The sequence below is a fragment of the Xanthomonas sp. CFBP 8152 genome, from assembly GCF_014199025.1.
Taxonomy (GTDB): domain Bacteria; phylum Pseudomonadota; class Gammaproteobacteria; order Xanthomonadales; family Xanthomonadaceae; genus Xanthomonas; species Xanthomonas arboricola_B.
Map to the genome: position 1 here is coordinate 341,780 of NZ_JACHNO010000001.1, position 24,804 is coordinate 366,583.

General features: G+C 66.5%; 19 protein-coding genes. 10 read left to right on the plus strand and 9 right to left on the minus strand.

Going from position 1 to position 24,804, the window contains the following annotated elements; genetic code table 11:
* Nucleotide 1: 1 nt before the first annotated feature.
* Nucleotides 2-844: an ABC transporter ATP-binding protein gene (locus FHT09_RS01555; protein WP_104605892.1), complete on the minus strand. Its 843-nt coding sequence runs from the start codon at nucleotides 842-844 to the stop codon at nucleotides 2-4.
* Between the two features lie 85 nt (nucleotides 845-929).
* A complete protein-coding gene (locus tag FHT09_RS01560; RefSeq protein ID WP_046344362.1) occupies nucleotides 930-2,042 on the minus strand; it encodes an ABC transporter permease in 1,113 nt (370 codons plus the stop codon).
* Nucleotides 2,043-2,208: 166 nt separating this feature from the next.
* On the opposite strand from FHT09_RS01560, the gene FHT09_RS01565 reads away from it, so the two are divergent.
* Nucleotides 2,209-3,468, plus strand: a complete 1,260-nt coding sequence (locus FHT09_RS01565) for a threonine/serine exporter family protein (RefSeq protein WP_104536320.1) — start codon at nucleotides 2,209-2,211, stop codon at nucleotides 3,466-3,468.
* A gap of 59 nt (nucleotides 3,469-3,527) precedes the next feature.
* On the opposite strand, the gene FHT09_RS01570 is transcribed toward FHT09_RS01565, so the two are convergent.
* The 3 genes from FHT09_RS01570 to FHT09_RS01580 form a co-directional block, all read right to left on the minus strand.
* On the minus strand, nucleotides 3,528-3,986 hold the full coding sequence (locus FHT09_RS01570; RefSeq protein WP_104605891.1) for an H-NS family nucleoid-associated regulatory protein: 459 nt from the start codon (nucleotides 3,984-3,986) through the stop codon (nucleotides 3,528-3,530).
* 144 nt (nucleotides 3,987-4,130) lie between these two features.
* Nucleotides 4,131-5,825, minus strand: coding sequence for a proline--tRNA ligase (locus FHT09_RS01575; RefSeq protein WP_104605890.1), 1,695 nt, complete (start codon nucleotides 5,823-5,825; stop codon nucleotides 4,131-4,133).
* 102 nt (nucleotides 5,826-5,927) lie between these two features.
* Nucleotides 5,928-6,329 (minus strand): DUF4124 domain-containing protein, encoded by a 402-nt coding sequence (locus FHT09_RS01580; RefSeq protein WP_104605889.1) that lies wholly within the window; start codon nucleotides 6,327-6,329, stop codon nucleotides 5,928-5,930.
* Between the two features lie 131 nt (nucleotides 6,330-6,460).
* Here FHT09_RS01580 and pssA point away from each other — a divergent pair, with 131 nt between their 5' ends.
* The 4 genes from pssA (at nucleotide 6,461) to FHT09_RS01600 (ending at nucleotide 10,110) form a co-directional block, all read left to right on the plus strand.
* Entirely contained in the window at nucleotides 6,461-7,234 is a 774-nt protein-coding gene (gene pssA / locus FHT09_RS01585; protein ID WP_047127282.1) for a CDP-diacylglycerol--serine O-phosphatidyltransferase, read from the plus strand.
* Nucleotides 7,231-7,698, plus strand: a complete 468-nt coding sequence (locus FHT09_RS01590; protein WP_104605888.1) for an alanine acetyltransferase — start codon at nucleotides 7,231-7,233, stop codon at nucleotides 7,696-7,698. The genes pssA and FHT09_RS01590 overlap by 4 nt, the downstream gene beginning before the upstream one ends.
* Nucleotides 7,695-8,177, plus strand: a complete 483-nt coding sequence (gene rimI / locus FHT09_RS01595) for a ribosomal protein S18-alanine N-acetyltransferase (protein WP_181126169.1) — start codon at nucleotides 7,695-7,697, stop codon at nucleotides 8,175-8,177. Before FHT09_RS01590 ends, rimI begins: the two co-directional genes overlap by 4 nt.
* A 799-nt stretch (nucleotides 8,178-8,976) precedes the next feature.
* The gene (locus FHT09_RS01600; protein WP_104605887.1) at nucleotides 8,977-10,110 is read left to right on the plus strand and encodes a pectate lyase; all 1,134 of its coding nucleotides are present in this window, start codon (nucleotides 8,977-8,979) and stop codon (nucleotides 10,108-10,110) included.
* Between the two features lie 93 nt (nucleotides 10,111-10,203).
* On the opposite strand, the gene FHT09_RS01605 is transcribed toward FHT09_RS01600, so the two are convergent.
* The 3 genes from FHT09_RS01605 to FHT09_RS01615 all read right to left on the minus strand — a co-directional run bounded on the left by FHT09_RS01605 (nucleotide 10,204) and on the right by FHT09_RS01615 (nucleotide 15,243).
* A complete protein-coding gene (locus tag FHT09_RS01605; RefSeq protein WP_104605886.1) occupies nucleotides 10,204-13,113 on the minus strand; it encodes a valine--tRNA ligase in 2,910 nt (969 codons plus the stop codon).
* A gap of 108 nt (nucleotides 13,114-13,221) precedes the next feature.
* The gene (locus tag FHT09_RS01610) at nucleotides 13,222-13,647 is read right to left on the minus strand and encodes a DNA polymerase III subunit chi (RefSeq protein WP_047127277.1); all 426 of its coding nucleotides are present in this window, start codon (nucleotides 13,645-13,647) and stop codon (nucleotides 13,222-13,224) included.
* 114 nt (nucleotides 13,648-13,761) lie between these two features.
* Entirely contained in the window at nucleotides 13,762-15,243 is a 1,482-nt protein-coding gene (locus FHT09_RS01615; protein ID WP_104605885.1) for a leucyl aminopeptidase, read from the minus strand.
* Nucleotides 15,244-15,350: 107 nt separating this feature from the next.
* Between FHT09_RS01615 and lptF the strand changes: the two genes are divergently transcribed.
* Together lptF and lptG are read left to right on the plus strand one after the other, a co-directional pair.
* Nucleotides 15,351-16,433, plus strand: a complete 1,083-nt coding sequence (gene lptF / locus FHT09_RS01620) for an LPS export ABC transporter permease LptF (RefSeq protein WP_024939128.1) — start codon at nucleotides 15,351-15,353, stop codon at nucleotides 16,431-16,433.
* Nucleotides 16,430-17,536, plus strand: coding sequence for an LPS export ABC transporter permease LptG (gene lptG / locus FHT09_RS01625; RefSeq protein WP_047127275.1), 1,107 nt, complete (start codon nucleotides 16,430-16,432; stop codon nucleotides 17,534-17,536). The genes lptF and lptG overlap by 4 nt, the downstream gene beginning before the upstream one ends.
* A gap of 154 nt (nucleotides 17,537-17,690) precedes the next feature.
* Here the strand turns inward: lptG and FHT09_RS01630 are convergent, their stop codons facing one another.
* Nucleotides 17,691-18,152: an RDD family protein gene (locus FHT09_RS01630; protein WP_104605884.1), complete on the minus strand. Its 462-nt coding sequence runs from the start codon at nucleotides 18,150-18,152 to the stop codon at nucleotides 17,691-17,693.
* Between the two features lie 109 nt (nucleotides 18,153-18,261).
* Here FHT09_RS01630 and xerD point away from each other — a divergent pair, with 109 nt between their 5' ends.
* The 3 genes from xerD to purL all read left to right on the plus strand — a co-directional run bounded on the left by xerD (nucleotide 18,262) and on the right by purL (nucleotide 24,617).
* Nucleotides 18,262-19,230 carry a site-specific tyrosine recombinase XerD gene (gene xerD / locus FHT09_RS01635; RefSeq protein WP_104605883.1) on the plus strand — a complete coding sequence of 323 codons (969 nt, stop codon included), beginning with the start codon at nucleotides 18,262-18,264 and terminating at the stop codon, nucleotides 19,228-19,230.
* Nucleotides 19,231-19,378: 148 nt separating this feature from the next.
* The gene (locus FHT09_RS01640; RefSeq protein ID WP_104605882.1) at nucleotides 19,379-20,179 is read left to right on the plus strand and encodes a DsbC family protein; all 801 of its coding nucleotides are present in this window, start codon (nucleotides 19,379-19,381) and stop codon (nucleotides 20,177-20,179) included.
* 391 nt (nucleotides 20,180-20,570) lie between these two features.
* A complete protein-coding gene (gene purL, locus FHT09_RS01645) occupies nucleotides 20,571-24,617 on the plus strand; it encodes a phosphoribosylformylglycinamidine synthase (RefSeq protein WP_104605881.1) in 4,047 nt (1,348 codons plus the stop codon).
* The last annotated feature ends 187 nt before the right edge of the window (nucleotides 24,618-24,804 follow it).

Below are 24,804 nucleotides of genomic sequence, written 5' to 3' on the forward strand. Positions count from 1 at the left end.
CTCAGGCGGTCTCGGTGGAGTCGGTCTTGGCCGCGCGCGCGGCGCGGGCGCGCGGACCGTGGAAATATTCCTGGATCCAGGGATGATCGATCTGTTCGACTTCGGCTAGCGGCGCATTGGCGATCACCTTGCGATCGGCCAGCACCGCGATGCGGTCGCAGATGGCGTACAGCGTATCCAGGTCATGCGTGATCAGGAACACGGTCAGGCCTAGCGCCTGCTGCAGGGTGCGGATCAACCGGTCGAAGGCGGCCGCGCCGATCGGGTCCAGTCCGGCAGTGGGTTCGTCCAGAAACAGCAGCGGCGGATCCAGCGCCAGCGCCCGCGCCAGGCCGGCGCGCTTGCGCATGCCGCCGGACAATTGCGAAGGCAGCTTGTCCAGCGCATCGGCCGGCAGGCCGGCCAGCTTGATCTTCAGCAGCGCCAGTTCGAAATACCAGCGCTCGGGAAACTCGCCGTGATGTTCCTTCAGCGGGACCTGCACGTTTTCGCCGACGGTCATCGACGAGAACAGCGCGCCGTCCTGAAACAGCACGCCGGTATTGCGGGTGATGTGCTGGCGGTCGGCGAAACGGCCCGAGCGCGCGTCCGCACCCAGCACCTGAATGCTGCCGGCGTCCGGCTCGCGCAGGCCCAGGATGCTGCGCATCAGTACCGACTTGCCGGTGCCCGAGCCGCCGACCACGCCCAGGATCTCGCCCCGACGCACGTCCAGATCCAGTTCCTCGTGCACGACCTGGCTGCCGAAGCGGTTGGTCAGCCCGCGCACCGAAATCGCCAGCTGGTCGTCGTCGGCGTCGGTCTCTGTGCCGGGATTGGGGATTGGGGATTCGGGATCGGTCACAGCACAGCACTCCCGAATGTCGGGGCGCCAGCTGCGCTTCTGCCTTGCACGAATCCCCAATCCCGAATGTCGAATCTCGGCTTCATCACCACCCCATCTTCATGAACCACAGCGCGGCAACCGCGTCGAGGATGATGACCAAGGAAATCGTCTGCACCACCGAAGAGGTGGTGCGCTCGCCAACCGATTGCGCGGTGCCGCTGACCTTCAGGCCTTCCAGGCAGCCGATCAGGCCGATCACCAGCGCAAACAGCGGCGCCTTGGATAGCCCGACCAGGAAATGCCGCAGCTGGATGGTGTCGTGCATGCGCGCCAGGTACATCTGCGGTGGAATATCCAGATCGAACGCGCCCACGGTGACGCCACCGGCCAGGCCGGCGATCATCGCGATGAAGGTCAGCAGCGGCAGCGTGAAGATCAGCGCGAGCAGGCGCGGGATCACCAGCAGGTCGATCGGGTCCAGGCCCAGGGTGCGGATCGCATCCACTTCCTCGCGCGATTTCATCGCACCGATCTGCGCGGTGAACGCGCTGGCGGTGCGCCCGGCCAGGACGATGGCGGTCAGCAGCACCGCGAACTCGCGCAGAAAGGCGATCGACACCAGTTCCACCACATAAATTTCCGCACCGAAGTCGCGCAGGATGGTTGAGCCCAGGAACGCGATCACCGCGCCGACCAGATACGACAGCAGCACCACCAGCGGCACCGCATCCAGGCCGACCTGCTCCATGTGGTGCACGGTGGAGGTCAGCCGGAAGCGCCGCGGCTCGTGGATCAGCCGCGCGATCTTGACCAGGTTCTCTCCCAGAAAGCTGTTCAGCTCCAGAATGCCCTGGCCCACGCCGTGGGTGGTGCGGCCCAGGCGGTCCAACGCGGCGACGAAGCCGTAGTCGCGTTTGGGCTTGGGGCGTTCGTCGTTGAGTTCCTCGATGGTACACACCAGCGCCTGGTGCTCATCGCGGAAATCGATCGCGTCTTCCTTCAGGCCCATGCGGCTGGCGAAGCGCAGCAACTGCAGCACGCCGGCCGAATCCAGTTGCCCGATGCCGCGCGCGTCGATGCGCCGGATTCCTTCGGGCACGGCCTGCAGCAGCTCGGCCTGGGGCAAGGCGGTCGCCAGGACCCAACTGCCAGCCAGGCGGACCTGTGCGTGATCCTGGGAGTCTTGTTCGATGCGTGGAGGTTGCGCTTTGATCATGGGTGGCCTGTCCGTGGCGCCAGCATACCGCGCCCGGCGTGAGCGAATGATGGGGACGCTTCGCACCTGCGGTCCCGGCACAGACAATCGGCGCGCCGGCCAGGTGCGCTGCGGCATACACTGGCGGCCTCGCCAGACGGCGTTTCTCCGATCCGACCCGCCACGCATGTCCGCTGCCACCGTCGTCCAACCGTCCGCCAGCGCCACCTATGCCCAGCGCGTCGCCTTTGTTTCGGAAATCGCCGGGCGCCTGCATTCCTATGGCACCACTGCGCAGCGTCTGGAGGCCGCCGTGGTCGGACTGTCGCAGAAACTGGGCCTGGACTGCGAGCCCTGGTCCAATCCCACCGGGATCATTTTGAGCTTCAGCGACCCGACCAAAGCCATCGGCTCCAGCGACATCACCCGGGTGATCCGGCTGGCCCCGGGCGAAAACGATCTTTACAAGCTCAGCGTGGCCGATTACGTGGCCGACAGCGTGGCCAACGGGCGCATGAGCATCGCGCAGGGCCACACCGCGCTGCGGCGGCTGGACCGCGAGGTCGATCGGCGCGGCAAGACCATGCAGGTGCTGGCATTCGGGCTGGCCGCTGCCGGCGTGGCAGGGTTGTGGAAACTGCCCTGGCTGGACATTGCCACCGCCGGCGCGATCGGGATGTCGATCGGCCTGCTGACCCAATACACCGACAAACGGCCGGCGACCAAGGAGGCGGGCGAGGCGCTGGCCGGCCTGCTGGCCGGGGTGGTAGCCGCGGTGGTGGCTGCGCTGGTCGGGCCATTGAACCTCAATACGGTGATCATCGCCTCGCTGGTGGTGCTGCTGCCCGGCATGTCGTTGACCAATGCCTTCAACGAGCTGGCCAGCCAGCATTGGGTCTCGGGCACTGCGCGGCTGGCCGGTGCAGTGACCACGGTGCTCAAGCTCACCGTCGGCGCGGTGATCGCGGTGACGCTGACCCAGGTGCTCGGCCTGCACCCGCGGGTGGCCGCATTGCGCCCACAGTCCGGCTGGGTGGAATGGGCCTCGCTGTTGGTGGCCGCTTATGCGTTTGCGGTGTTATTCAAGGCCAATCGACGCGATTATTTATGGATCATGGCAGCGGCCATGTCCGGGTATGTCATCGCGCGTTATGCCGGGCATGCCTGGGGTGGGCCGGCCGGTGTCTTTGCATCGGCCATGGCATTGACTGCCGCCGGTAATCTGTTCGGGCGGGTGGTGCAAAAACCCGGTGCATTGATCCGTTTGCCCGGCATCATCATGCTGGTTCCGGGCAGTGTCAGCCTGCGTGGTTTTCTGACCCTGGTACAGCAACAGGATGTCAGCGTCGGGCAGGCCGCACTATTGGCGGTGACCAATATCGTGATGGCCTTGATGGCCGGTTTGCTGTTCGGCAATCTGTTGATTCCGGCCCGCAAGAATTTATGACCGATGGAAAAAACACGCAATAAAAACGCCGGCACTGCCGGCGTTTTTATTGGTATGAATCAAGCAGCCTTGGACTTCTTGGGCGCGCGCTTGGTGGCGGCCTTGCGCGGCGCGGCCTTCTTGGCCGGGGTCTTCTTGGCGCTGACCTTGCTGATCAGAAAGTCTTCGACTTTCTTGCCGGCGGCGGTCAGTTCGGCCAGCCAGCGCGGCTGCTTGCCGCGGCCGGTCCAGGCTTCCTGAGGATTGGCGGGGTTGCGATATTTCGGCGCAACCTTGCCCAGCTTGCGGCCGGCGCGCGGGCTCGGCTTGGCAGCGGCAGCCGGACGACCCGTGCCGGCGCTGGCGCTGGCGCCAAACAATTCGTCGATGGAATAACCCTGGGCTTTTGCCGCGCGGGTCAGCTGGGTGCGAACCTTGGCAATCGGGGCGCGCTTGGCAACCACGGTCTGCTGCTTTTTCGCATTTTTGATCAGTGCACCCAATTGCTTGGCCGACAGGCCGCTAAGATCGATCGACATCACTACTCCGGAAGATGAGAGAAAAAAGAATGCCGGTCCGTGGCAGCGCTGGCCATCATAATGTCAGAAAACCCGGGTGACAAACGCGCCGAAATAATTCGGCGACTTTTGTTCATCCGATTGAAGTGGTTCCGGGTGATTTGATCAATGACCCAGGCGGGAGAATAACCCGGCCTTATCCAGGTTTTCTGCTGCCTCTGCAGTGCGGGCGCGATATTCAAATGTGCCGGCCGCCAATCCGCGTTCGGAGACCACCACCCGATGCGGAATGCCCAATAGTTCCATATCGGCAAACATCGCGCCCGGGCGCAGGCCGCGGTCGTCCAGCGCCGCTTCGATCCCTGCGGCGATCAACTCGTCCAGCAATGCCTGAGCGGCGGCAACCACCTGCGCATCCTGCTTGGGGTTGATGATGCAGACCACGACCTGCCACGGTGCCATCGGCGCGGGCCATACGATGCCTGCGTCGTCATGGTTCTGCTCGATCGCCGCGGCCACGATGCGCGAAATACCGATGCCGTAGCAGCCCATCTTCATCACTGCGGGCTTGCCGTTCTCGTCGATCACGGTGGCCTGCAATGCCTGCGCATACTGGCTGCCGAGCTGGAACACGTGGCCCACTTCGATGCCGCGGGCCAGCCGCAGTTCGCCGCCATCGGCGGCGCGTTCGCCGTCGATGACGTTGCGTACATCGGCAACGGTTTCCGGTTCCGGCAGGTCGCGGCCCCAGTTGACGCCCACCAGGTGCGCGCCGGGCACATTGGCGCCGACCACGAAATCGGCCATTGCCGCGACATCGCGATCTGCCACCACGCGCACCGGACGGGCGGTGTTCACCGGACCCAGGAAGCCAGGCTCGCAGCCGAGGTGCTCGCGGATCTCGGTTTCGTTGGCCAGGCGGTAGCCGGCCAGGCCGGCGACCTTGCCAAGCTTGATCTCGTTGACGGCGTGATCGCCGCGTACCAGCACCAGCACGAAGCCGGCTTCGGTCATCACCGCCACCGACTTGACCGTGCGCTGCAGTGCGATGCCCAGCAACCCGGCGACGTCTTCGCAGGTCTTCTGGGTGGGCGTTGCGACCTGGCGCATCGCCTCGCCAGCCGCGGCGCGCGGGGCGGGCAGGGCGGCGCTGGCGGTTTCCACGTTGGCGGCGTAATCGGAGCCGGTGGAGAATGCCAGCGAGTCCTCGCCGGAGGCGGCGATGACGTGGAACTCCTGCGAGGCGTCGCCGCCGATGGCGCCGGAGTCGGCCTGCACCGCGCGGAATTCCAGCCCCAGCCGGGTGAAGATGCGGGTATAGGCCGCGCGCATGTTGTCGTACTCGCGCGCCATGTCCGCATCGGTGAGATGGAAGGAATAGGCGTCCTTCATCAGGAATTCGCGCGCACGCATCACGCCGAAGCGCGGGCGGATCTCATCGCGGAACTTGGTCTGGATCTGATAGAAGTTCAGCGGCAGCTGCTTGTAGCTGTTGATCTCCTGGCGCGCGAATTCGGCCGCGGCCTCTTCGGCGGTCGGGCTGTAGCAGAACTCCTGCTCCTTGCGATCCTTGATCTTGAGCAACTGCCCGCCGAACTTCTCCCAACGGCCGGTGGCGTCCCACAGCTCGCGCGGCTGGATGGTGGGAAACAGCACTTCCACCGCCCCGGCGCGGTTCATCTCCTCGCGCACGATGGCCTCGACCTTGCGCAGCACGCGCAGACCCAGTGGCGACCAGGTGTACAGCCCGGAGGCCAGCTTGCGGATCATGCCCGCGCGCAGCATCAGACGGTGGCTGATCAGCTCGGCGTCGGCCGGGGTTTCCTTGGTGGTGTGCAGGTGGAACTGGGAAAGACGCATCGGGCTTCGCTTGGGCGGAAAGCCCATAGTTTGCCAGTCTCGCGCCCTGCCGGTCAGTGGCGCCGGCCGGGTGGACCGACATGTGGCCGGTCGCGGGCCGGCTCAGCTGGCCGGATTGCCGCTCGCTGCCGGCTTGCAATAGGCCTTGGCGGCCGCCTCGGCGAGATTGCGCTGCGCCGCGCGGGCATCCGGGTCCAGCGGGGTGCCGGGCTTGCCGTCGGCGCCGGCTCCCATGGTGACCTCGCCCTTGCCGCTGAGCAGTTCCAGGTTGCGGCGGGCGGTCAGGCAGTCGGCCGATTCGGGTGTGGCGGTTTCCGGCGCGGCGATGGCGGCCGTGCCGCTGCGCGCATCGATCCGGCGTGCTTCGTAGCGCTGGCCGGTCGGTGGCGGGGTTTCGGTGTAGTGGGTGACGCCCTTGGCGTCCTTCCATTTATACAGATCGGTCGCGCCGGCGACGGTGCTGACCAGCAGCAACAGGGCGCAAAGCCCGGACGACAGGTGCATGTGGCTTCCCCTGGATGATTCCCGCGGCGATTGCAGCATCCGCGGCCCGCGCTGGCAAGTGATGCCGCTGGCACGCACGCACGATGCAGGCGCGCTACCGCCTGACGGACCTCAGGCCCTACACTTGCCGGATGGATGAGATGAGACCGCCCCCGCGCTCGCGCACGATCTACCTGCTGCCGAACCTGTTCACCACCGCCGGGCTGTTTTCCGGTTTCTACGCCATCATCGCCGCCGCCAACGGGCAGTTCGTCCAGGCCGCCATGGCGGTGTTTGTGGCTGCGGTGATGGACGGGCTGGACGGCCGGGTGGCGCGCCTGACCAATACCAGCAGCGAATTCGGCGTGCAGTACGACTCGCTGGCCGACCTGGTGAGCTTCGGCATGGCCCCGGCGCTGGTGATGTATCACTGGTCGCTGTCGGCATTGAAGTACGACAGCAACGTGATGGGCCGGGTCGGCTGGTCGGCCGCGTTTCTGTATGCGGCCTGCGCGGCGCTGCGCCTGGCGCGCTTCAACACGCAGGTGGGCGTGGTCGACAAGCGCTGGTTCATCGGCCTGGCCAGCCCGGCCGCTGCCGGCTTGATGATGTCCTTCGTCTGGGCCTTTGCCGACGACAGCCTGGGCTTCGATGGCGAGCAGCTGCGTTATCTGGCGCTGGCGGTCACCGTGGTAGCGGCCTTGCTGATGGTCAGCCGCATCCGGTTCTGGAGTTTCAAGGGCGGCGCGCGTGGGCCGCGTGCCGACCGTGTGCCGTTCCTGGCGCTGGCGATCGCCACGGTGGTGATCGCGTTGCTGGTGATCGATCTGGCCCGTTCGCTGCTGGTGATCGGCGTGCTGTATGCGCTGTCCGGCCCGGCGATGTGGCTGTGGCGGCGCTGGCGGCGTACGCCCGAGCTGCCATGAGTCAATTGGCCTCAGAGCCGATGTGGTCCGATTTGCAGGTGTCGTATCTGCAGGCGTTGGGGCACACCGTGTATCTGGACCGCGATACCGTGGACGCGGCGGCGCCTGACGAGACGATCGAACGCGCGCCGGCAGCGGCACCGCCGCGCATGGAGCGCACGCCATCAATGCCGGCGCCTGCGGCACCGCCTGTGTTCCGTCGCAGCGCTCCGGCGGCGCCGGCCGACGCGCCGCCGACGGTCACGACTGCATCATCGACAGCGCCGCAGCGGCGCAGCCGGGTTGGCCTGCCCGATCGCCTGCAGATGGCGTTGCTGCGCGCCTCCGGCTGCAACCCGGGCGATCCGAATACGCAAGCCTTGATGGCGTCTTGGCCGCTGGCCGAGCTGCGCGGCAATCCGGCGGCCAAGCGCGCGCTGTGGCCGCAACTGCGCGCGCTGCGGCGGCGACAGGACCCGGCATGAGCGCCTTGAACGCGCCGCTGCACACCTCGCTGCGCGCCATGCGCGAGAGCGATCTGGATGTGGTGATGGACATCGAACATCGCGCCTATCCGTTTCCGTGGACGCGCAGCATCTTTCGCGACTGCCTGCAGGCCGGCTATCCGGGCTGGGTGATGGAGCAGGGGGGCCAGGTCATTGGCTACGGGGTGATCAGCATCGCCGCCGACGAGGCGCACGTGCTCAATGTCTGCATCGCACCGGAGGCGCAATCCCAGGGGCATGGCCGGGTGCTGTTGCGCGCGCTGATCAAGGGAGCCTGCGATCGCGGTGCGCGGCGCGCGTTTCTGGAAGTGCGCCCGTCCAATCCGTCGGCGATCGCGCTGTATCACTCCGAAGGCTTCAACGAAATCGGGCGGCGCCCCCGCTACTACCCCTCCAACACCGGTCGCGAAGATGCGTTGGTGATGGCGATCGAGTTGTCCTTCGAAGGGTTTTCCTGAGCGCCATCAGTCGTTGCTGATGGGAGCGTTCACGCGCACCGGGCTTGAACAGCATGATTTGCCTGATACATGCCACGCGGTTGCATTGGTGACGGGGATCGCGACCTGAACACGCCACCCCAAGCCCCGGCGTCGCGGGCGGACGACGGCTCCGGTGCTTCCCTGTTTCGCAGCGAGTGCGGCTTGTTCGTTACAAAGTACGATCAGGTAAACAGGCAATCGCGCGTGCCGTGAGCAACGCCCTTGCGCGTCGCTGCAATCGATCGCAACACGGCGCACATTTTTTCTGCCGCCTCGTGTGAGTCGGCCACTTGCGCGCCGTCATCTGCCATGACGCGCTTGTACGCGGCATGGTGATTCTTTCGCCATGTTGCATTTTACTTTTTCAATGGCGCGATCGGTTGCGTCCAAACGCGCGAGACGCCGCGTGATGGCGATAGCTCGCATTGCAGCCGCTATGCGCGTCAAAAAGCACATGCAGGCATGTGGTCGTGCTGGCACACCGTGCTGGACCTGTGACTGCCTGCGTTGCAAGGCAGGTCATGCTGCGCTGCAGTGTCCCTGGGCCTGTCTCCATCTGTCTTGGTTGCAGCGTTTTGTCTTCTCTTGCGTGTCTCGCAACCGTTTGCGTGACTACGCGTGCACATCGATGCATCGGCTAGATACAAGCCAATGCGATGCTCCTAGTATCGATGCCGCGGAACTGAACATTACAGAGATGAAAAGTATGTTCCGCGCCTGCTAGACGAGGGGTGTGCCGCCGCGCGGCGCATCGAACCCATCCGAGGGAGACATCAAGATGAAGCCGAAATTCTCAACGGCGGCCGCCGCGTCGCTGTTTGTCGGGTCGTTGCTGGTCGTTGGCGTTGCCTGTGCCGATCCTGCGCTGGAAGTTGCAACCACCGGTTGGGCGACACAGAACGGTGGGACCAAGGGCGGCTCCAAAGCGGCAGCTGCCAACATCTACACGGTCAAGACTGCCGCAGAATTGAAGAGCGCGCTCAAAGCCAGCGTGGGCAGCAACGGGCGCATCATCAAGATCAGCGGCATCATCGATGTCAGCGAAGGCAAGCCGTACACCACGACCTCGGATATGAAGGCCCGCGCGCGCCTGGACATTCCGACCAAGACCACGCTGATCGGCATCACCGGCAACGCGGAGATCCGCGAAGGCTATTTCTACGTCAAGGCCAACGACGTCATCATCCGCAACCTCACCATCGAAAATCCATGGGATCCGGAGCCGGTCTGGGATCCGGATGACGGCAGCGCCGGCAACTGGAATGCCGAATACGATGGCCTCACGGTCGAGGGCGCAACCAATGTGTGGGTGGACCATGTCACCTTCACCGACGGTCGCCGCACCGACGATCAGAACGGTACTGCCAACGGCCGCCCCAAGCAGCATCACGACGGGGCGATGGACGTCAAGAAGGGCGCCAACTTCGTCACCATTTCCTATTCGGCGTTCAAATCGCACGAGAAGAACGACCTGATCGGCTCCAGCGACAGCGCCTCCAGCACCGACAGCGGCAAGCTCAAGGTGACCATCCACAACACCTTGTTCGAGAACATCTCCGCGCGCGCACCGCGTGTGCGTTTCGGTCAGGTGCATCTGTACAACAATTACCACGTCGGCAGCACCAGCAATAAGGTCTATCCGTTCTCTTACGCACATGGCGTGGGCAAGGAGTCGAAGATCTTTTCCGAGCGCAACGTGTTCGACATCAGCGGGGTGAGCGGCTGCGACAAGATTGCGGCCGATTACGGCGGCAGCGTGTACCGCGACCAGGGCTCGCTGCTCAACGGCAAGGTGCTGACCTGCTCGTGGAATACCACCATCGGCTGGACCCCACCGTATGCCTATAGCCTGCTGTCGGCCGACAAGGTCGCTGCGGACGTCAAGGCAAAGGCCGGCGCAGGCAAGCTGTAAGGCGTCTGCCACTCGCAACGCTGCGATGCCTGCCGCGTTGCACCGCTTCCCGCAACGCCCGCAACACTGCGGGCGTTGTGCGTTGTGGCGGCGCTAGATCTTGGCGCGTTGTTCGCGCAGGCCGGTCAGTTGCGTGGTCCAGTCGTTCAGGCGCGCGCGCTCCTGCTCGACAACGACGGCCGGTGCGTTCTGCACGAAGGTGGCGTTGCCCAGCTTGCCGTTGCACTTGCCGATCTCGCCTTCCACGCGCTTGATTTCCTTGTCCAGGCGCGTGCGTTCGGCGTCCATGTCGACCAGGCCTTGCAGCGGCACCAGCAGGGTGAGCTCGCCGACGATGGCCGTGGCCGACGGCGGGGTGTCCTGGCCGGCCTCCAGCCAGTCGATCGCTTCGAGCTTGAGCAGGAACGACAGCTGCGAGGCAAAGCGGCCAACACGGGCGCGATCGTCGGCAGTTCCTGCCTGCAGCAGCAGGCGCACCTGCTTGGACGGCGGCACGTTCAACTCGCTGCGCACACGACGCAGTGCCGACACCATCGACTTCAACCATTCGACATCGGCCTCTGCGCCGGCGTAGCGCGCGGTGTCGATATCGCCGGCCTGCGGGAATGCCTGCAACGAGATCGTGGTGGCGGTGATGCCCAGGCGCGGTGCGACCTGCTGCCACAGTTCTTCGGTGACGAATGGGATGAGCGGGTGCAGCAGGCGCAGTAGCGCTTCCAGGACCTGCAGCAGGGTGCGGCGGGTGCTGTCGGCGGCGTGGGCGTCGTCGCCGTTCAACGCCGGCTTGGTCAGCTCCAGGAACCAGTCGCAGAACTCGTTCCAGGCGAACTCGTACAGGCACTGCGCCAGCAGGTCGAATCGATAGGCGGCGTAGTGCGCCTCGGCTTCGGCGCTGACCTTGTCCAGCCGCACCAGGATCCACTTTTCTGCATCGGTGACCGGCACATGCTTGCCCGAGTCCGGATGCGAGGCGGCGTCCGCATGGTTTGCCCCCCGGGCGCGTGGCGACGCGTCTGTCGCTTCCGCGGCCGCGGGATCCCCGGGGCGCGTGTTCATCAGCACGAAGCGCGTGGCGTTCCACAGCTTGTTGCAGAAGTTCTTGTAGCCTTCGGCGCGGCCGAGATCGAACTTGATGTCGCGGCCATGCGTGGCGAGTGCGGCGATGGTGAAGCGCAGCGCGTCGGCACCGTGGGCGATGATGCCGTCCGGGAATTCCTTGCGCGTGGCTTTTTCGATCTTTTCGGCCATGCGCGGCTGCATCAGCCCGTTGGTGCGCTTGGCCACCAGGTCTTCGATGCTGATGCCGTCGATGATGTCCAGCGGATCGAGCACGTTGCCCTTGGACTTGGACATCTTCTGGCCCTGCGCATCGCGGATCAGGCCGGTGATGTAGACATCGCGGAACGGCACCTGGCCGGTGAAGCTGTCGGTGGCCATGATCATGCGCGCCACCCAGAAGAAGATGATATCGAAGCCGGTGACCAGCACCGACGACGGCAGATAGCGCTCGAAGCCGCGCTCGGCCATCGCGTTCGCATCCGGCCAGCCCAACGTGGAGAAGGGCCACAGTTGCGAGGAGAACCAGGTTTCCAGCACGTCGCTGTCCTGGTGCAGCGTGACGTCGGCACCCAGGCCGTGTTTCGCGCGGACCTCGGCTTCGTCATGGCCGACATAGCACTTGCCGGCCTCGTCGAACCACGCCGGGATGCGATGCCCCCACCACAGCTGACGGCTGATGCACCAGTCCTGGATGTTCTCCATCCAGTGGCGATAGGTGTTGATCCAGTTCGGCGGCACGAACTTGACCTGGCCGCTCTCGACCAGCTCCAGCCCGCGCCTGGCCAGCGCGTCCATCTTCACGAACCACTGGTCGGTGAGATAGGGCTCGATCACCTGGCCGGTGCGATCGCCGCGCGGCACCTGCAGTTTGTGCGGCTTGGTTTCGACCAATACGCCCAGGTCTTCCAGTTCGGACAGCACCAGCTTGCGTGCGTCGTAGCGGTCCAGACCGCGATAACGCTCCGGCGCATTCTCGTTGATGGTGGCGGTGACGGTGAACAGGTTGATCAGCGGCAAGTCGTGCCGCACGCCCACCTGGTAATCGTTGAAGTCATGCGCAGGCGTGACCTTGACCACGCCGGTGCCGAAGCCGCGGTCGACATAATCGTCGGTGATCACCGGCACGCGCCGGCCGGTCAGCGGCAGCACGATGCCGGCGCTGTGCAGCGTGGCGTAGCGCGGGTCTTCCGGATGCACCATTACCGCCGTATCGCCCAGCATGGTCTCCGGGCGGGTGGTGGCGACCACCAGATAATCGCGGGTTTCGCGCAGCGTCTCGACGCCGTCGGCATCGTGTTCGACATGCTCGTAGGTCACGCCATCGGCCAGCGGGTAGCGGATCGACCACAGGAAGCCGTCTTCTTCGACGTTTTCCACTTCCAGGTCGGAGATCGCGGTCTTCAGCACCGGGTCCCAGTTGACCAGTCGCTGGCCGCGATAGATCAGGCCCTGCTCGTACCAGCGCACGAAGGCTTCGTTGACTGCGGCCGACGGCTGCGGGTCCATGGTGAAGGTGCTGCGCGACCAGTCGCTGGAGGTGCCCAGCCGGCGCATCTGGCGCTCGATGGTGTCGCCGGATTCGGCCTTCCATTCCCATACCTTGGCGATGAAGCCTTCGCGCCCCAGCGAGTCGCGCGTGTCCCCCTTGCCTTCCAGGGCCAGGTTGCGCGACACCACCATCTCGGTGGCGATGCCGGCATGGTCGGTGCCCACCTGCCATAGCGTGTCGAAACCGCGCATGCGGTGATAGCGCACCAACGCATCCATCAGCGTCTGCTGGAACGCATGGCCCATGTGCAGCGTCCCGGTCACATTCGGCGGCGGCAGCAGCACGGTGTATGGCTCACCCTTGCCGGACGGCACGAAATAACCGGCAGCCTCCCACTGCGCGTACAGGCGCGATTCGAAGGAAGAGGGTTCGTAGCTGGAGGCGAGGGTGGTCATAAGGCGGGGAATGGAGAGTCGGGAATAGGGAATGGGGAAAGCAGGCGTGTTGAAAAGTGAAGGTCTACGGGGTAGTCGACGTTCAATTCTCGATTCCCCATTCCCGATTCACATGTCGTACTTGGTCAGTTCCAGGCCCAGGGCCTTGTACTGTTTCCAGCGTTCGCGCAGCGGTTCGCGGGCGGCGGGGTCGGCCGGCACGACTTCCAGCACGCGGTCGCAGGCGCCCAGGTAGGGATCGTCGCGCAGGTTGATCACCAGCGGGCGCGAGGGCGCATCGAACTCCGGTGAGGCGATCAGTACCGGTGCCAGTTCGTCTTCCTCGTCGGTGCCGGCGATCTGGTGCGGGATGTAGGCCTCGTCGTCGAATGCCCACAGCAGGTCGTCCAATGCCTCGGCCTGCGCGGCGTCGCGCGCCAGGATCAGCGTGGACAGATTGGCGTCGTTGGCCTTGCGCGCCAGCTCGCAGACCAGCCGCAGCGGTTCGTTGAGGAAGCGCGGTTTGGCGATCAGGTAAAAGTCGGCACGGGGCATCAGGGCAGGGATTCGGGAGAGGAGAATTGGGAATGGTCACGGCACCGCCGCGACCTCGAAGGTCGCGGCGGTGCCTGAAAGGAAAGGGCTTTCACGATTCCCTATTCCCGATTTTCAATTCCCACCTTTGGCGCGATCCAGCAACCACTGGGTCAGCAGCCCGACCGGGCGACCGGTGGCCATGCCGCGCTTGCCTTCGTCGCTGGCGACGCCGGCGATGTCCAGATGCGCCCAGCGCTGGTTCTCGGTGAAGCGCGACAGGAAGCAGCCGGCGGTGATCGCGCCGCCCCAGCGGCCGCCGATGTTGTAGACGTCGGCGAAGGTGGAATCCAGCAGGCCCTGGTATTCGTCCCACAGCGGCAGGCGCCAGGCGCGGTCGAACACGTGCTCGCCGGCGGCCAGCAGTTCGTTGGCCAGGTCGTCGTGCTTGCTCATCAGGCCGGCGGTCTGGTGGCCGAGCGCCACCATGCAGGCGCCGGTCAGCGTGGCCACGTCCACCAATGCTTCGGGGTTGAAGCGCTCGGCATAGGTCAGCGCATCGCACAGGATCAGGCGGCCTTCGGCGTCGGTATTGCCGACCTCGATGGTCTTGCCGGACATGCTGGTGATCACATCGGAGGGGCGATAGGCATTGCCGTCGATGGCGTTCTCCACCGCCGGCACCACCACCACCAGGTTGATCGGCAGCTCGGCCTTGACCGTGGCCACGAAGGTGCCGATGACGTTGGCGCCGCCACACATGTCGTACTTCATTTCCTCGATGCCGCCCTGCGTCTTGAGGTTGACGCCGCCGGTGTCGAAGGTGATGCCCTTGCCGACCAGCACGTAGGGCCGCGCATCGCCGCCCCCGTTCCACTTCAGCACGATCAGCTGCGGGCGGTTGGCCGAGCCACGCGCCACCGACAGCAGCGAGCCCATGCCGAGCGACTCCATCTGCGTCTCGTCCAGGATCTCGGCCTCGGCGCCGGGGAACTTGCCGGCGAATGCGGCGGCGGTCTCGGCCAGATAGGCCGGGGTGCAGTAGTTCGGCGGCAGGTTGCCCAGCTCGCGGGCGAACTCCACGCCCTCGGCGGTGGCCACGCCCACGGCCAGTGCACGGGCGTCGTCGCCGGCGATCGCCAGCGTGGTCAGGCCGGTCTCGTCGACCTTTTTCTTGCCCAGCGTGGCGGTGTAACGGTAGGCGGCGTGGTCGCTGACGATGATGGCCTGGCGGATGTTCCAGGCGCCATCGCGCGCCTTGACCTGCAATTCGGTCAGGGTGAGCAGGGCGGTGCCGACCGGGCCGGTCTTCAGCGCGCGGGTCGCGTCGCCGACCGCCTTGAGATACGGCGCCACGCCGAACTTGCCGGCTTCGCCCAGGCCGACCACCAGCACGCGCGGGGCGGCGACACCGGGCAGGTCGTGCAGCAGGCTGGTGCTGCCGGTCTTGGCAGCCACATCGCCACGTGCCACCAGGGCCGTCAGACGGCCCTGGCTGGCGCTGTCCAGCGCCTGGGCGGCGGGCGACAGGGTCTTGTCGGCGAACACGCCAACCACGATGCAGTCGACGGCGGCGCTTGCCGGCGCGTCTTGGTTCAGGGTGAATTGCAGGGCCATTGATCAGATTCCGTAGGCAAATCCGTACAATCGCGGGCTGTTTACGCCAACCGGACTAGGCTGGCGCCGCCGCGAACGAATCCGAGAGTTTAAAACAAGCCCACCCCATGCCGAAGCTCGATCGATACCTGCTTAGCGATTTCACCCAGAGCTTCCTGGCCACCCTGATCGTGCTGCTGGTCGTCAGCGTGGGCGGTGTGCTGGTGGATATCCTCGGCAATATCGCCGACGGCCGCATCCCTGCTCGCTTGCTGCTGTCCCAGGTGGGCCTGCAATTTGTGGCGTATCTGCCGATCATCCTGCCACTGGCGTTGATGCTGGGGCTGTTACTGGCGTTGGCGCGGCTGTACCGCGATTCAGAAATGGCCGTCATTACCGCCATCGGTGTGGGCCCGCGGCGCATGTTGCGGCCGATGCTGATGCTGGTGGTGCCGGTGGTGGTGGTGATCGGGCTGTGCTCGCTGTGGCTGGGCCCCTGGGCCAGCCGCACCGCCGAGACCATGCTGGAAGACGCCAACCGCAGCATCGTGATGGCCGGCCTGGAGTCGGGCAAGTTCACTCCGCTGTCCGGCGGCGGGGTGGTCTACCTGACCACGATCTCGGCCGACGGCAAGGGCCTGGGCAAGGTCTTCATGCAGCGCCAGAAGGACGACCGCATCGATGTGGTCACCGCCGACCGCGGCGCGATGTTCTTCGAAGGCAAGGCCGACCGTTATCTGCGCCTGGAGGACGGCTACCGCATCGAAGGCCCGGCCGCCGGCAACACCCTGGACTACCGCCTGATGAAGTTCGCCAGCAACGATGTGGCCTTGCCCGACCGGACCCAGGTGCACGATGCCAACGATCCGGAAGTGATGTGGACCACGCAGTTGCTGTCGGACCAGCGCCCCGCCGCGCGCGCGCAGTTGCATGAACGCCTGGCGCCACCGCTGCTGGCGCTTGCTTTCGCGCTGCTGACCCTGCCGCTGTCGCGCAGCGCACCGCGGCAGCAGCGGTATGGCCGGATCATGCTGGCCTTCCTGGCTTACATGGTGGGCACCAATCTGATGATCGTCGGCACCCAGTGGATCGCCAACGGCAAGACGCCGGCCGCGCTCGGGCTGTGGTGGCTGACCCTGCCGCTGCTGGCAGTGGCGATCTGGGCGTATGCACGCGATGGCCGCGTGCGTCGGCCGAGGGTGCGCGCATGAGGCTGATGCCGCGGGTGCATGATTGGTACATCGGGCGTGCGGTGCTGTTCACCGTGCTGCTGACATGGGCGGTGTTGCTGGGCCTGGACCTGGTCAACGCGTTTGCCAGCGAGGCCAAAAGCATCGGCCAGGGGACTTACACCTTCGGTCATGCGATCGCGTATGTGGCCTACACGGTGCCTCGTCGGGCCTACACCTTGTTCCCCACTGCGGCGGTGATCGGCGCCTTGATGGGCCTGGGCCAGCTGGCGGCGACGTCCGAGCTCACCGCACTGCGCGCGCTCGGCGTGTCGCGCAAGCGCATGTCGGCCTCGGTAGTGGCCGCCATGGCGCTGCTGACCGCCACCATGGTGATCAGCGGCGAGACCGTGGGGCCGTGGGCGCAGAACCAGGCCGATACCCTGAAAACCAGCGCCCGCTACAACAGCAACATGGCAATGGCACGCTATTCCGGCCTGTGGGCGCGCGAAGGCGACACCTTCCTCAATGCGCTCAGCGGCGAAGAGAAGCTGCTCGATGACGGCGGCACCGCGCTGGATCTGCACGACGTGCGGCTGTATCACCTCGATGCCAGTGGCCGTCTGCAGCAGCTGACCTATGCGGGGCTGGCCGAGAACCGCAACGGGACCTGGACGCTGCGCCAGGTGCGACGCGATACCTTCCAGGACCGCTCGGTGCAGCGCGAAACCTTCCCCGAACTGCCCTGGCAATCGCAGCTGAGCCCTGCAGCGCTGGCGGCCGGGCTGGCCAAACCGCGCAACCTGTCCGCGCGCGATCTGGAACAGAGCATCGAGTACCGTCGCCGCAACGGCCTGGACGCACGCGATTACGAAGATCAGTACTGGAGCCGCTGGTTCTATCCGCTCAACGTGCTGGCACTGTGCCTGGCGGCGATTCCGTTTTCGTTCGGTTCGCTGCGCAGCGGCGGCCTGGGCAAGCGCCTGTTCCTGGGCATCCTGTTCGCGTTGGGGTTCTGGCTGCTGCAGCTGTTCTTCGGCCGCATGGCCGGCGCGCTCAAGCTGGATTACCGCATCGCCTACGCGCTGCCGCCGATGGTGATGCTGGGTGTGTCGGCGTGGTTGTTCCGACGGCGCAGCAGCTGACGCCGATGGGTCGGTTCAGCGTCTTCGGAACCGTGCTCTGCCTGCTCTGAGCAGCGGTTACCGCTTCGCGCCTCTGGGCGGTCAGTACTCCGCATGACGGCCGCACTCCAACGTCGCCTGCCGTAGAGAGCGGCAAGGGGCCGGCCTGACCGTTTCAGCGCTTTGGGGTGCGCTGCAGCCGGGTGCCACTGGCGCGGTCGTGCCAGGCCAAGCGATCGCGATCCAGCCAGGCCCACCAGAACCCTGCGCCAGCCAAGCCCAGCGACAGCGTACCGACGGTATAGCGGATCCAGAGCGCACGCCAGGAGGCTTGCGGACCGACCAGCGACAACCGCCATGGGCGCATGCCCAGGGTCTGGCCACCACGTCGCCAGCTGACGGTGGCGTACACCCCGGCAGCGATCCAGCAACACAGCCACAACAGCCATTGCCAGCCGCTGAAGGGGGCGATGTTTTCGCGAGCCGGGTGCCCGGCAAGCGTGAACCCCAGCGTGAACGCGGCAGAGATCAGCATCCACAGCGCGAGGACCGGCCAGGCGTCGTAGCACAGGGCCAGCAGGCGCCAGACCACCAGGGCGGGCGGTCGCGCGCTGCGCGGTGAAGGGGGCGAGGTCATGCCGCGAGCATAGCCGGCGCAGGCGATCGGGCAACGTCGCGCTGCGGCAATCCCGCGCCTGGCCAACACGGCGCGCCGCAACACGCATGCCACGCTCTATGCTGTTGCGATGTCAGCCAGCAGTCCTGCCGAACGTCGCCAACTGGCGCAACACCTGCCACCGGTGCAGGCCGCCGATGCCGCCGCCATCGAACGCTTCCTGGAGCGGTTGTGGGCCGAGCAGGGCGTGGCGCGGCAGACCCTGGACAGCTACCGGCGCGATCTGGAAGGGCTGGCGCGTTGGCGCGACGGTGGCGGCGGCCTGCTGGGGGTCGATCGCGCGGTGTTGTTCGACTATCTGCGCTGGCGCACCGAGGCGCGTTATTCGCCGCGCAGCAATGCCCGGTTGTTGTCGACCCTGCGTGCGTTCTATGGGCGGTGTCTGCGCGATGGCGTGCGCAGCGACGACCCCACCGCATTGCTGGACCCGCCACGCCTGCCGCGCTCGCTGCCCAAGGCGCTGACCGAGACGCAGATCGAGGCGCTGTTGGCCGCGCCCGAGATCGACACGCCGCTGGGCCTGCGCGACCGTGCGATGCTCGAGCTGATGTATGCGGCCGGCCTGCGGGTCAGCGAACTGGTCAACCTGCCGGCGGTGGGGGTCAACCTGCGCCAGGGCGTGCTGCGGGTCACCGGCAAGGGCAGCAAGGAGCGGCTGGTACCGCTGGGCGAGGAGTCGCAGCATTGGCTGGAGCGATATCTGAGCCAGGCGCGCCCGCTGCTGGCCAGCCACAAGGCGGTGGCGGCAGTAGACGGGCAGGTGCCGTTGTTCATCGATGCAGCGCGTCAGCCGCCCAGCCGCCAGCAGTTCTGGGCGCTGGTCAAACGCTATGCGGCGGTGGCCGGAATCGATCCCGCCACGGTCAGCCCGCACGGGCTGCGGCACAGCTTTGCCACCCATCTGCTCAACCACGGCGCGGACCTGCGCGCGCTGCAGATGCTGCTCGGTCACAGCTCGCTGTCCACCACGCAGATCTACACGCTGGTGGCCCGTCAGCACCTGCAGAAGCTGCACGCCACCCATCATCCGCGCGGCTGACTGCGGCCGCAGAGGCAGCGGCGGTGCGGCTTCGGCCGAGGCGGCGGTCCATTCAGCGGCTCAGCCAGCAGACAGGCCGGCCTGCTGGCTGCCTGGCTTCATCTGCGCTGTGCGAGAATCCCGGCACCCCATTCCACTGGATGCGTGAATGTATCGTCTTGCCATCGCCGCGCTGCTGGGCGCAATCAGCCTTACCGCCTGCGCGCAGTCCTCGCAGCCTGCGGCAAGCAACGCCGGCGCCAAGCCAGCCGCCGCCGCCCCCGCCGCCTCGGGCAATGTGGACCAGCGTGTGAGCGTCGCGCTCAAGGCGTTGGATCCGGACTTCAAGCCGGACTACATCGGCGCCGCGCCGTTTCCCGGTTTCCGTGAGGTGGTGGTCGGCGGGCAGGTGCTGTACGTCAGCGACGACGGCCGTTACCTGATCCAGGCGCAGCCGTTCGACATCCAGAACAAGCAGTTCGCTGCCAGCCCGGGTCTGTTGGCCTACCGCCGCAAGCAGCTGGAGACCGTGCCCAAGGCCGACCGCATCGTATTTGCGCCGGCAAATCCCAAGTACACCGTGACGGTGTTCACCGACGTGGAATGTGGTTACTGCCGCAAGCTGCACAGCGAGATCGGCGAGCTCAACAAGCAGGGAATCGCGGTGGAATATCTGGCATTTCCGCGCATGGGCCTGGGTAGCCAGGACCACAAGGAAATGATCGCAGTGTGGTGCGCGGCCGACCGCAAGCAGGCGCTGACCGCGGCCAAGTCCGGGCAGCCGGTGAATGCCAAGGACTGCAAGAACCCGGTGTCGATGGAGTACACGCTGGGCCAGCGTCTGGGCGTCAATGGCACCCCGGCGATCTTTGCGCCGGACGGCACTCAGCTCGGTGGCTACCTGCCGCCGGCGCAGCTGCGTGAGGCGCTGGAAAAGCGCGCGGTCACCACTGCCGGCGGCAGCCGCTGAGGTATCCGACAGCGGCGCCGGGATGCGGGCCGCTGCGGCGGTCGGTGTGATCGATCAGGAGGCCGGAATGCGCATGCATTCCGGCCTCTTGCGTTTCAGGGTCGGGCCGGCTGCATGGTTTATAGGGTGAGAGCGGCGGTGGACCGGCAGTGCCAGCACTGCGGACGTCGCCACCGCGCGGAGACCGGCCCAAAGACAGGTGGACGCGACAATCCCTGCTGGCATCGCCATCCGCCTTCGCCGTTGCCGCATCGGCCGGAACGCGCCGCATCCGGCCCGGGCTGTGCCGATGATCACCGCATGGATTGGCGGCCCACCCACGCCGGGTCCGGCGCCGGCGCATCAGCTCCGTTACAATCTGCAGCCCCGTTTCTGACACGGTTCCCCGGACATGATGGTCCTCGAGGGCGCTTCTGCCCTTTCGCCGTTCCGCCGCGCTCGGCTCGAAACCCGCCTGCAAACCCTCGTTCCCGCGCTGCGCATCACCGGCGCCTGGCACGTGTACTTCATCCGCGCCGAGGCCGGGCAAGCGCCCGATCAGGCCACCTTGCAGCGGATCCTGCAGGCCGAAGCCGCCCCCGCGCCGCGGGCCGAGGACGCCTCCTCGCGCTATGTGGTACCGCGTCTGGGCACCTTGTCGCCGTGGTCGAGCAAGGCCACCGAACTGGTGCGCGGGGCCGGACAGCCGATCCAGCGCGTGGAGCGCGGTACCCGCATCGATCTGGCCGGCTGGCCGGCCGACGAAGCGATCCAGGCCGCCGTGGCCAAGCTGCTGCACGACCCGATGACGCAGTCGCTGCTCGGCTCGGCCGCGGCCGCCGAGGCGCTGTTTAACGTGCCCGATCGCGGACAGTTGCAGCGCGTGCCGCTGGCGGCGCTGGAACAGGCCAACCGCGACCTCGGTCTGGCACTGGCGCAGGACGAGATCGACTACCTGCGCGAACGCTTCGCCGAGCTGGGCCGCGACCCGGCCGATGTCGAGTTGATGATGTTCGCCCAGGCCAACTCCGAGCACTGCCGGCACAAGATCTTCAATGCCAGCTGGACCATCAACGGCAAGCCGCAGGAACGCTCGCTGTTCCGCATGATCAAGCACACCCACCAGCAGACCCCGCAGCACACCCTGTCTGCCTACAGCGACAATGCGGCGGTGGTGGAAGGCGTGCCGGCCGCGCGCTATCGGCCGGATCCGGCCAGCGGCGAGTACCGCGCCGAGGCGGTGCTGCCGTCGGCGTTTGCGATCAAGGTGGAAACGCATAACCACCCGACCGCGATCGCGCCGTTTCCCGGCGCCGCCACCGGTGCCGGTGGCGAGATCCGCGACGAAGGCGCCACCGGCCGCGGCGGCAAGCCCAAGGCCGGGCTGACCGGGTTCACGGTGTCGCACCTGCGCATCCCGACCCTGCCGCAGCCATGGGAAGCGCCGCGCGCGCTGAACCCGCGCATGGCCCCGGCGCTGGACATCATGCTCGACGGCCCGCTCGGCGGCGCCGCGTTCAACAACGAGTTCGGCCGGCCGAACCTGCTCGGCTACTTCCGCAGTTTCGAGCTCGCCGAAGGTCAGGGCCTGACCCGCGCCTACGACAAGCCGATCATGCTGGCCGGCGGCCTGGGCGCGATCGATCGCAGCCAGGTCGAGAAGCTGCGCCTGCAGCCCGGCGATGCGGTGATCGTGCTGGGCGGCCCGGCGATGCTGATCGGCCTGGGCGGCGGTGCGGCCAGTTCGGTGGCGGCCGGCGACAGCGCCGAGGCGCTGGATTTCGCCAGTGTGCAGCGCGAAAACCCGGAGATGGAGCGCCGCTGCCAGGAGGTCATCGACCGCTGCGTGGCGCTGGGCACCGACAACCCGATCCGCTGGTTTCACGACGTGGGCGCGGGCGGCCTGTCCAACGCCATCCCCGAGCTGCTGCACGACTCCGGCGTGGGCGGCATCATCGACCTGGGCCGCGTGCTCACCGACGACCCCTCGCTGTCGCCGCTGGAACTGTGGTGCAACGAATCGCAGGAGCGCTACGTGCTGGGCGTACCACAGGCACGCCTGGACGAATTCGCCGCCATCTGCGCGCGCGAACGCTGCCCGTTTGCCGCCGTCGGCGTGGCCACGGCCGAGGAGCGGCTGGTGGTTGGCTATGGCGTCCTCGACGCCGGGAATCGGGAATTGGGAATCGGGAATGGCGACAGCACGCTGCCGGCTGCCGATTTCGCTTCTCCCCATTCCCCATTCCCCACTCCCGATTCCCCGCTGCCGATCGACCTGCCGATGGACGTGCTCTTCGGCAAGGCGCCAAAGATGCATCGCGATGCGGTGCATCCGCCGGCGCCGCAGTGGCCGGTGCTGCAGACCGCCGCGCTGGATCTGCAGCAGGCCGGTCTGCGCGTCCTGGCGCATCCCACGGTGGCGTCCAAGAGCTTTCTGGTGACCATCGGCGACCGCAGCGTGGGTGGCTTGACCGCGCGCGAGCAGATGATCGGGCCGTGGCAGCTGCCGCTGGCCGATTGCGCGATCACCCTGGCCGGCTTCGACACTTTCGCCGGAGAGGCGATGTCGATCGGCGAGCGCACCCCGCTGGCGTTGTTGAATGCCGCCGCGTCGGCGCGCATGGCGGTGGGCGAGGCGATCACCAACCTGTGCGCCGCGCCGGTGCAGACGCTGGACAGCATCAAGCTGTCGGCCAACTGGATGGCCGCCGCCGGACACGCCGGTGAAGACGCCTTGCTGTACGACGCGGTGCGCGCGATCGGCATGGAGCTGTGCCCGGCGCTGGAACTGAGCGTGCCGGTGGGCAAGGACTCGCTGTCGATGCAGGCGCAGTGGGTTGTCGCGAATGGGGAATCGGGAATCGGGAATGGCGAAACGCCGCAGCCCTCCGCTTCCACCATTTTCCATTCCCCATTCGCCATTCCCGGTGAAACCCACAAGAGTGTTTCACCGGTCTCGCTGATCATCAGCGCGTTCGCCCCCGTTGGCGATGTGCGCACGCAGTTGACGCCGTTGTTGCGTAGCGACGAAGAGAGCGAGCTGTGGTTGATCGGGCTGGGTGGCGGCAAGCAGCGTCTGGGTGGCTCGGTGCTGGCGCAGGTGTATGCAGACGCTGCGGCGTTGCCGGCATTCGGCGGCGAGGTGCCGGATCTGGACGATGCGCAGCGGCTGCGCAGCTTCTTTGAGCTGATCCGCGCGGCGCGTGAGAGCGGCCTGCTGCTGGCGTATCACGACCGCAGCGATGGCGGGGCGTTCGCTGCGCTGTGCGAAATGGCGTTCGCCTCGCGGCAGGGCCTGGATATCACCCTCGATGCCTGGGGCGACGATGCATTCCGCAGCCTGTTCAATGAGGAACTGGGTGCGGTGGTGCAGATCGCCAACGAGGATCGCGCCGCGTTCGCCGATCTGGTCGAACGGCATGCCCTGACCGAATGCGCGCAGCGCATTGCGCGGCCTACCGGCGCGCCGCGCATCCGCGTGAGCGGGCAGGGCCGGGTGCTGGCCGAGTGGCGTTGGGAAGCCTTGTTCGATGCCTGGTGGTCGGTGACGCACGCCATGCAGAGGCTGCGCGACAACCCGGAAACCGCCGACGAAGAACGCGCACAGGCACGCGACTTCCAGGCGCCGGGCTTGCGCCCGAAGCTGGTGTTCGACCCCTCCGAAGACGTGGCCGCGCCCTTCGTGGCGACCGGCGTGCGGCCCAAGGTGGCGATCCTGCGCGAGCAGGGCGTCAACGGACAGATCGAGATGGCCTACAACTTCGAGCGCGCCGGTTTCCGTGCGTTCGACGTGCACATGAGCGACCTGATCGAAGGCCGCGTGGATCTGGCGCAATTCTCCGGGTTTGCCGCCTGCGGCGGCTTCAGCTACGGCGACGTGCTGGGGGCCGGCCGCGGTTGGGCCACCTCGATCCTGGAGCGGACCGCCTTGCGCGATGCATTCGCCGCGTTCTTCGCGCGTAGCGATACCTTCGCGCTCGGCGTGTGCAACGGCTGCCAGATGCTCAGCCAGCTCAGGGACATCATTCCCGGTGCCGAGCATTGGCCGCGCTTTTTGCGCAATCGCAGCGAGCAGTTCGAAGCGCGTACCGCCTTGCTGGAAGTGGTGGAGTCACCGTCGATCTTCCTGCGCGGCATGGCCGGCTCGCGGATCCCGGTGGCGGTGGCGCATGGCGAAGGCCGCGCCGAGTTCGATACCGTGGTGGATCAGGCGGCTGCCCGCGTGGCCCTGCGTTTCATCGACGGCGATGGCGTGGTGGCATCGCAGTACCCGCTCAATCCGAACGGCTCGCCGGACGGCATCACCGGGCTGACCAGCACCGACGGTCGCGTCACCATCTTGATGCCGCATCCGGAGCGCACCCCGCGCACGGCAAACCTGAGCTGGCACCCGGCCGGCTGGGGCGATGACGCGCCGTGGCTGCGTATGTTCCGCAATGCGCGGGTCTGGTGCGGTTGATGGTAAGTTGTGCGGCGTGAGCTGAAGCGCCGCAGCAAGAGTGTCATTCGACGGCCGCGTGCAGCGATGCGCACGGCCGTCGTCGTTTCCGGTGTCGGCTCTGCGCAACTGCCTGCGATGGTGCCGGGTCGTTCGCCCCTTGCCGCGCTCGCTGTGGCGATGTGCGATGCGTTATGAGCAAGAAAGT

Excerpts from the sequence above, each read along its gene's own strand:
- FHT09_RS01560 (WP_046344362.1), bottom strand. The coding sequence starts at position 2,042 with ATGATCAAAGCGCAACCTCCACGCATCGAACAAGACTCCCAGGATCAC.
- FHT09_RS01565 (WP_104536320.1), top strand. The coding sequence starts at position 2,209 with ATGTCCGCTGCCACCGTCGTCCAACCGTCCGCCAGCGCCACCTATGCC.
- FHT09_RS01570 (WP_104605891.1), bottom strand. The coding sequence starts at position 3,986 with ATGTCGATCGATCTTAGCGGCCTGTCGGCCAAGCAATTGGGTGCACTG.
- FHT09_RS01575 (WP_104605890.1), bottom strand. The coding sequence starts at position 5,825 with ATGCGTCTTTCCCAGTTCCACCTGCACACCACCAAGGAAACCCCGGCC.
- FHT09_RS01580 (WP_104605889.1), bottom strand. The coding sequence starts at position 6,329 with ATGCACCTGTCGTCCGGGCTTTGCGCCCTGTTGCTGCTGGTCAGCACC.
- pssA (WP_047127282.1), top strand. The coding sequence starts at position 6,461 with ATGGATGAGATGAGACCGCCCCCGCGCTCGCGCACGATCTACCTGCTG.
- FHT09_RS01590 (WP_104605888.1), top strand. The coding sequence starts at position 7,231 with ATGAGTCAATTGGCCTCAGAGCCGATGTGGTCCGATTTGCAGGTGTCG.
- rimI (WP_181126169.1), top strand. The coding sequence starts at position 7,695 with ATGAGCGCCTTGAACGCGCCGCTGCACACCTCGCTGCGCGCCATGCGC.
- FHT09_RS01600 (WP_104605887.1), top strand. The coding sequence starts at position 8,977 with ATGAAGCCGAAATTCTCAACGGCGGCCGCCGCGTCGCTGTTTGTCGGG.
- FHT09_RS01605 (WP_104605886.1), bottom strand. The coding sequence starts at position 13,113 with ATGACCACCCTCGCCTCCAGCTACGAACCCTCTTCCTTCGAATCGCGC.
- FHT09_RS01610 (WP_047127277.1), bottom strand. The coding sequence starts at position 13,647 with ATGCCCCGTGCCGACTTTTACCTGATCGCCAAACCGCGCTTCCTCAAC.
- FHT09_RS01615 (WP_104605885.1), bottom strand. The coding sequence starts at position 15,243 with ATGGCCCTGCAATTCACCCTGAACCAAGACGCGCCGGCAAGCGCCGCC.
- lptF (WP_024939128.1), top strand. The coding sequence starts at position 15,351 with ATGCCGAAGCTCGATCGATACCTGCTTAGCGATTTCACCCAGAGCTTC.
- lptG (WP_047127275.1), top strand. The coding sequence starts at position 16,430 with ATGAGGCTGATGCCGCGGGTGCATGATTGGTACATCGGGCGTGCGGTG.
- FHT09_RS01630 (WP_104605884.1), bottom strand. The coding sequence starts at position 18,152 with ATGACCTCGCCCCCTTCACCGCGCAGCGCGCGACCGCCCGCCCTGGTG.
- xerD (WP_104605883.1), top strand. The coding sequence starts at position 18,262 with ATGTCAGCCAGCAGTCCTGCCGAACGTCGCCAACTGGCGCAACACCTG.
- FHT09_RS01640 (WP_104605882.1), top strand. The coding sequence starts at position 19,379 with ATGTATCGTCTTGCCATCGCCGCGCTGCTGGGCGCAATCAGCCTTACC.
- purL (WP_104605881.1), top strand. The coding sequence starts at position 20,571 with ATGATGGTCCTCGAGGGCGCTTCTGCCCTTTCGCCGTTCCGCCGCGCT.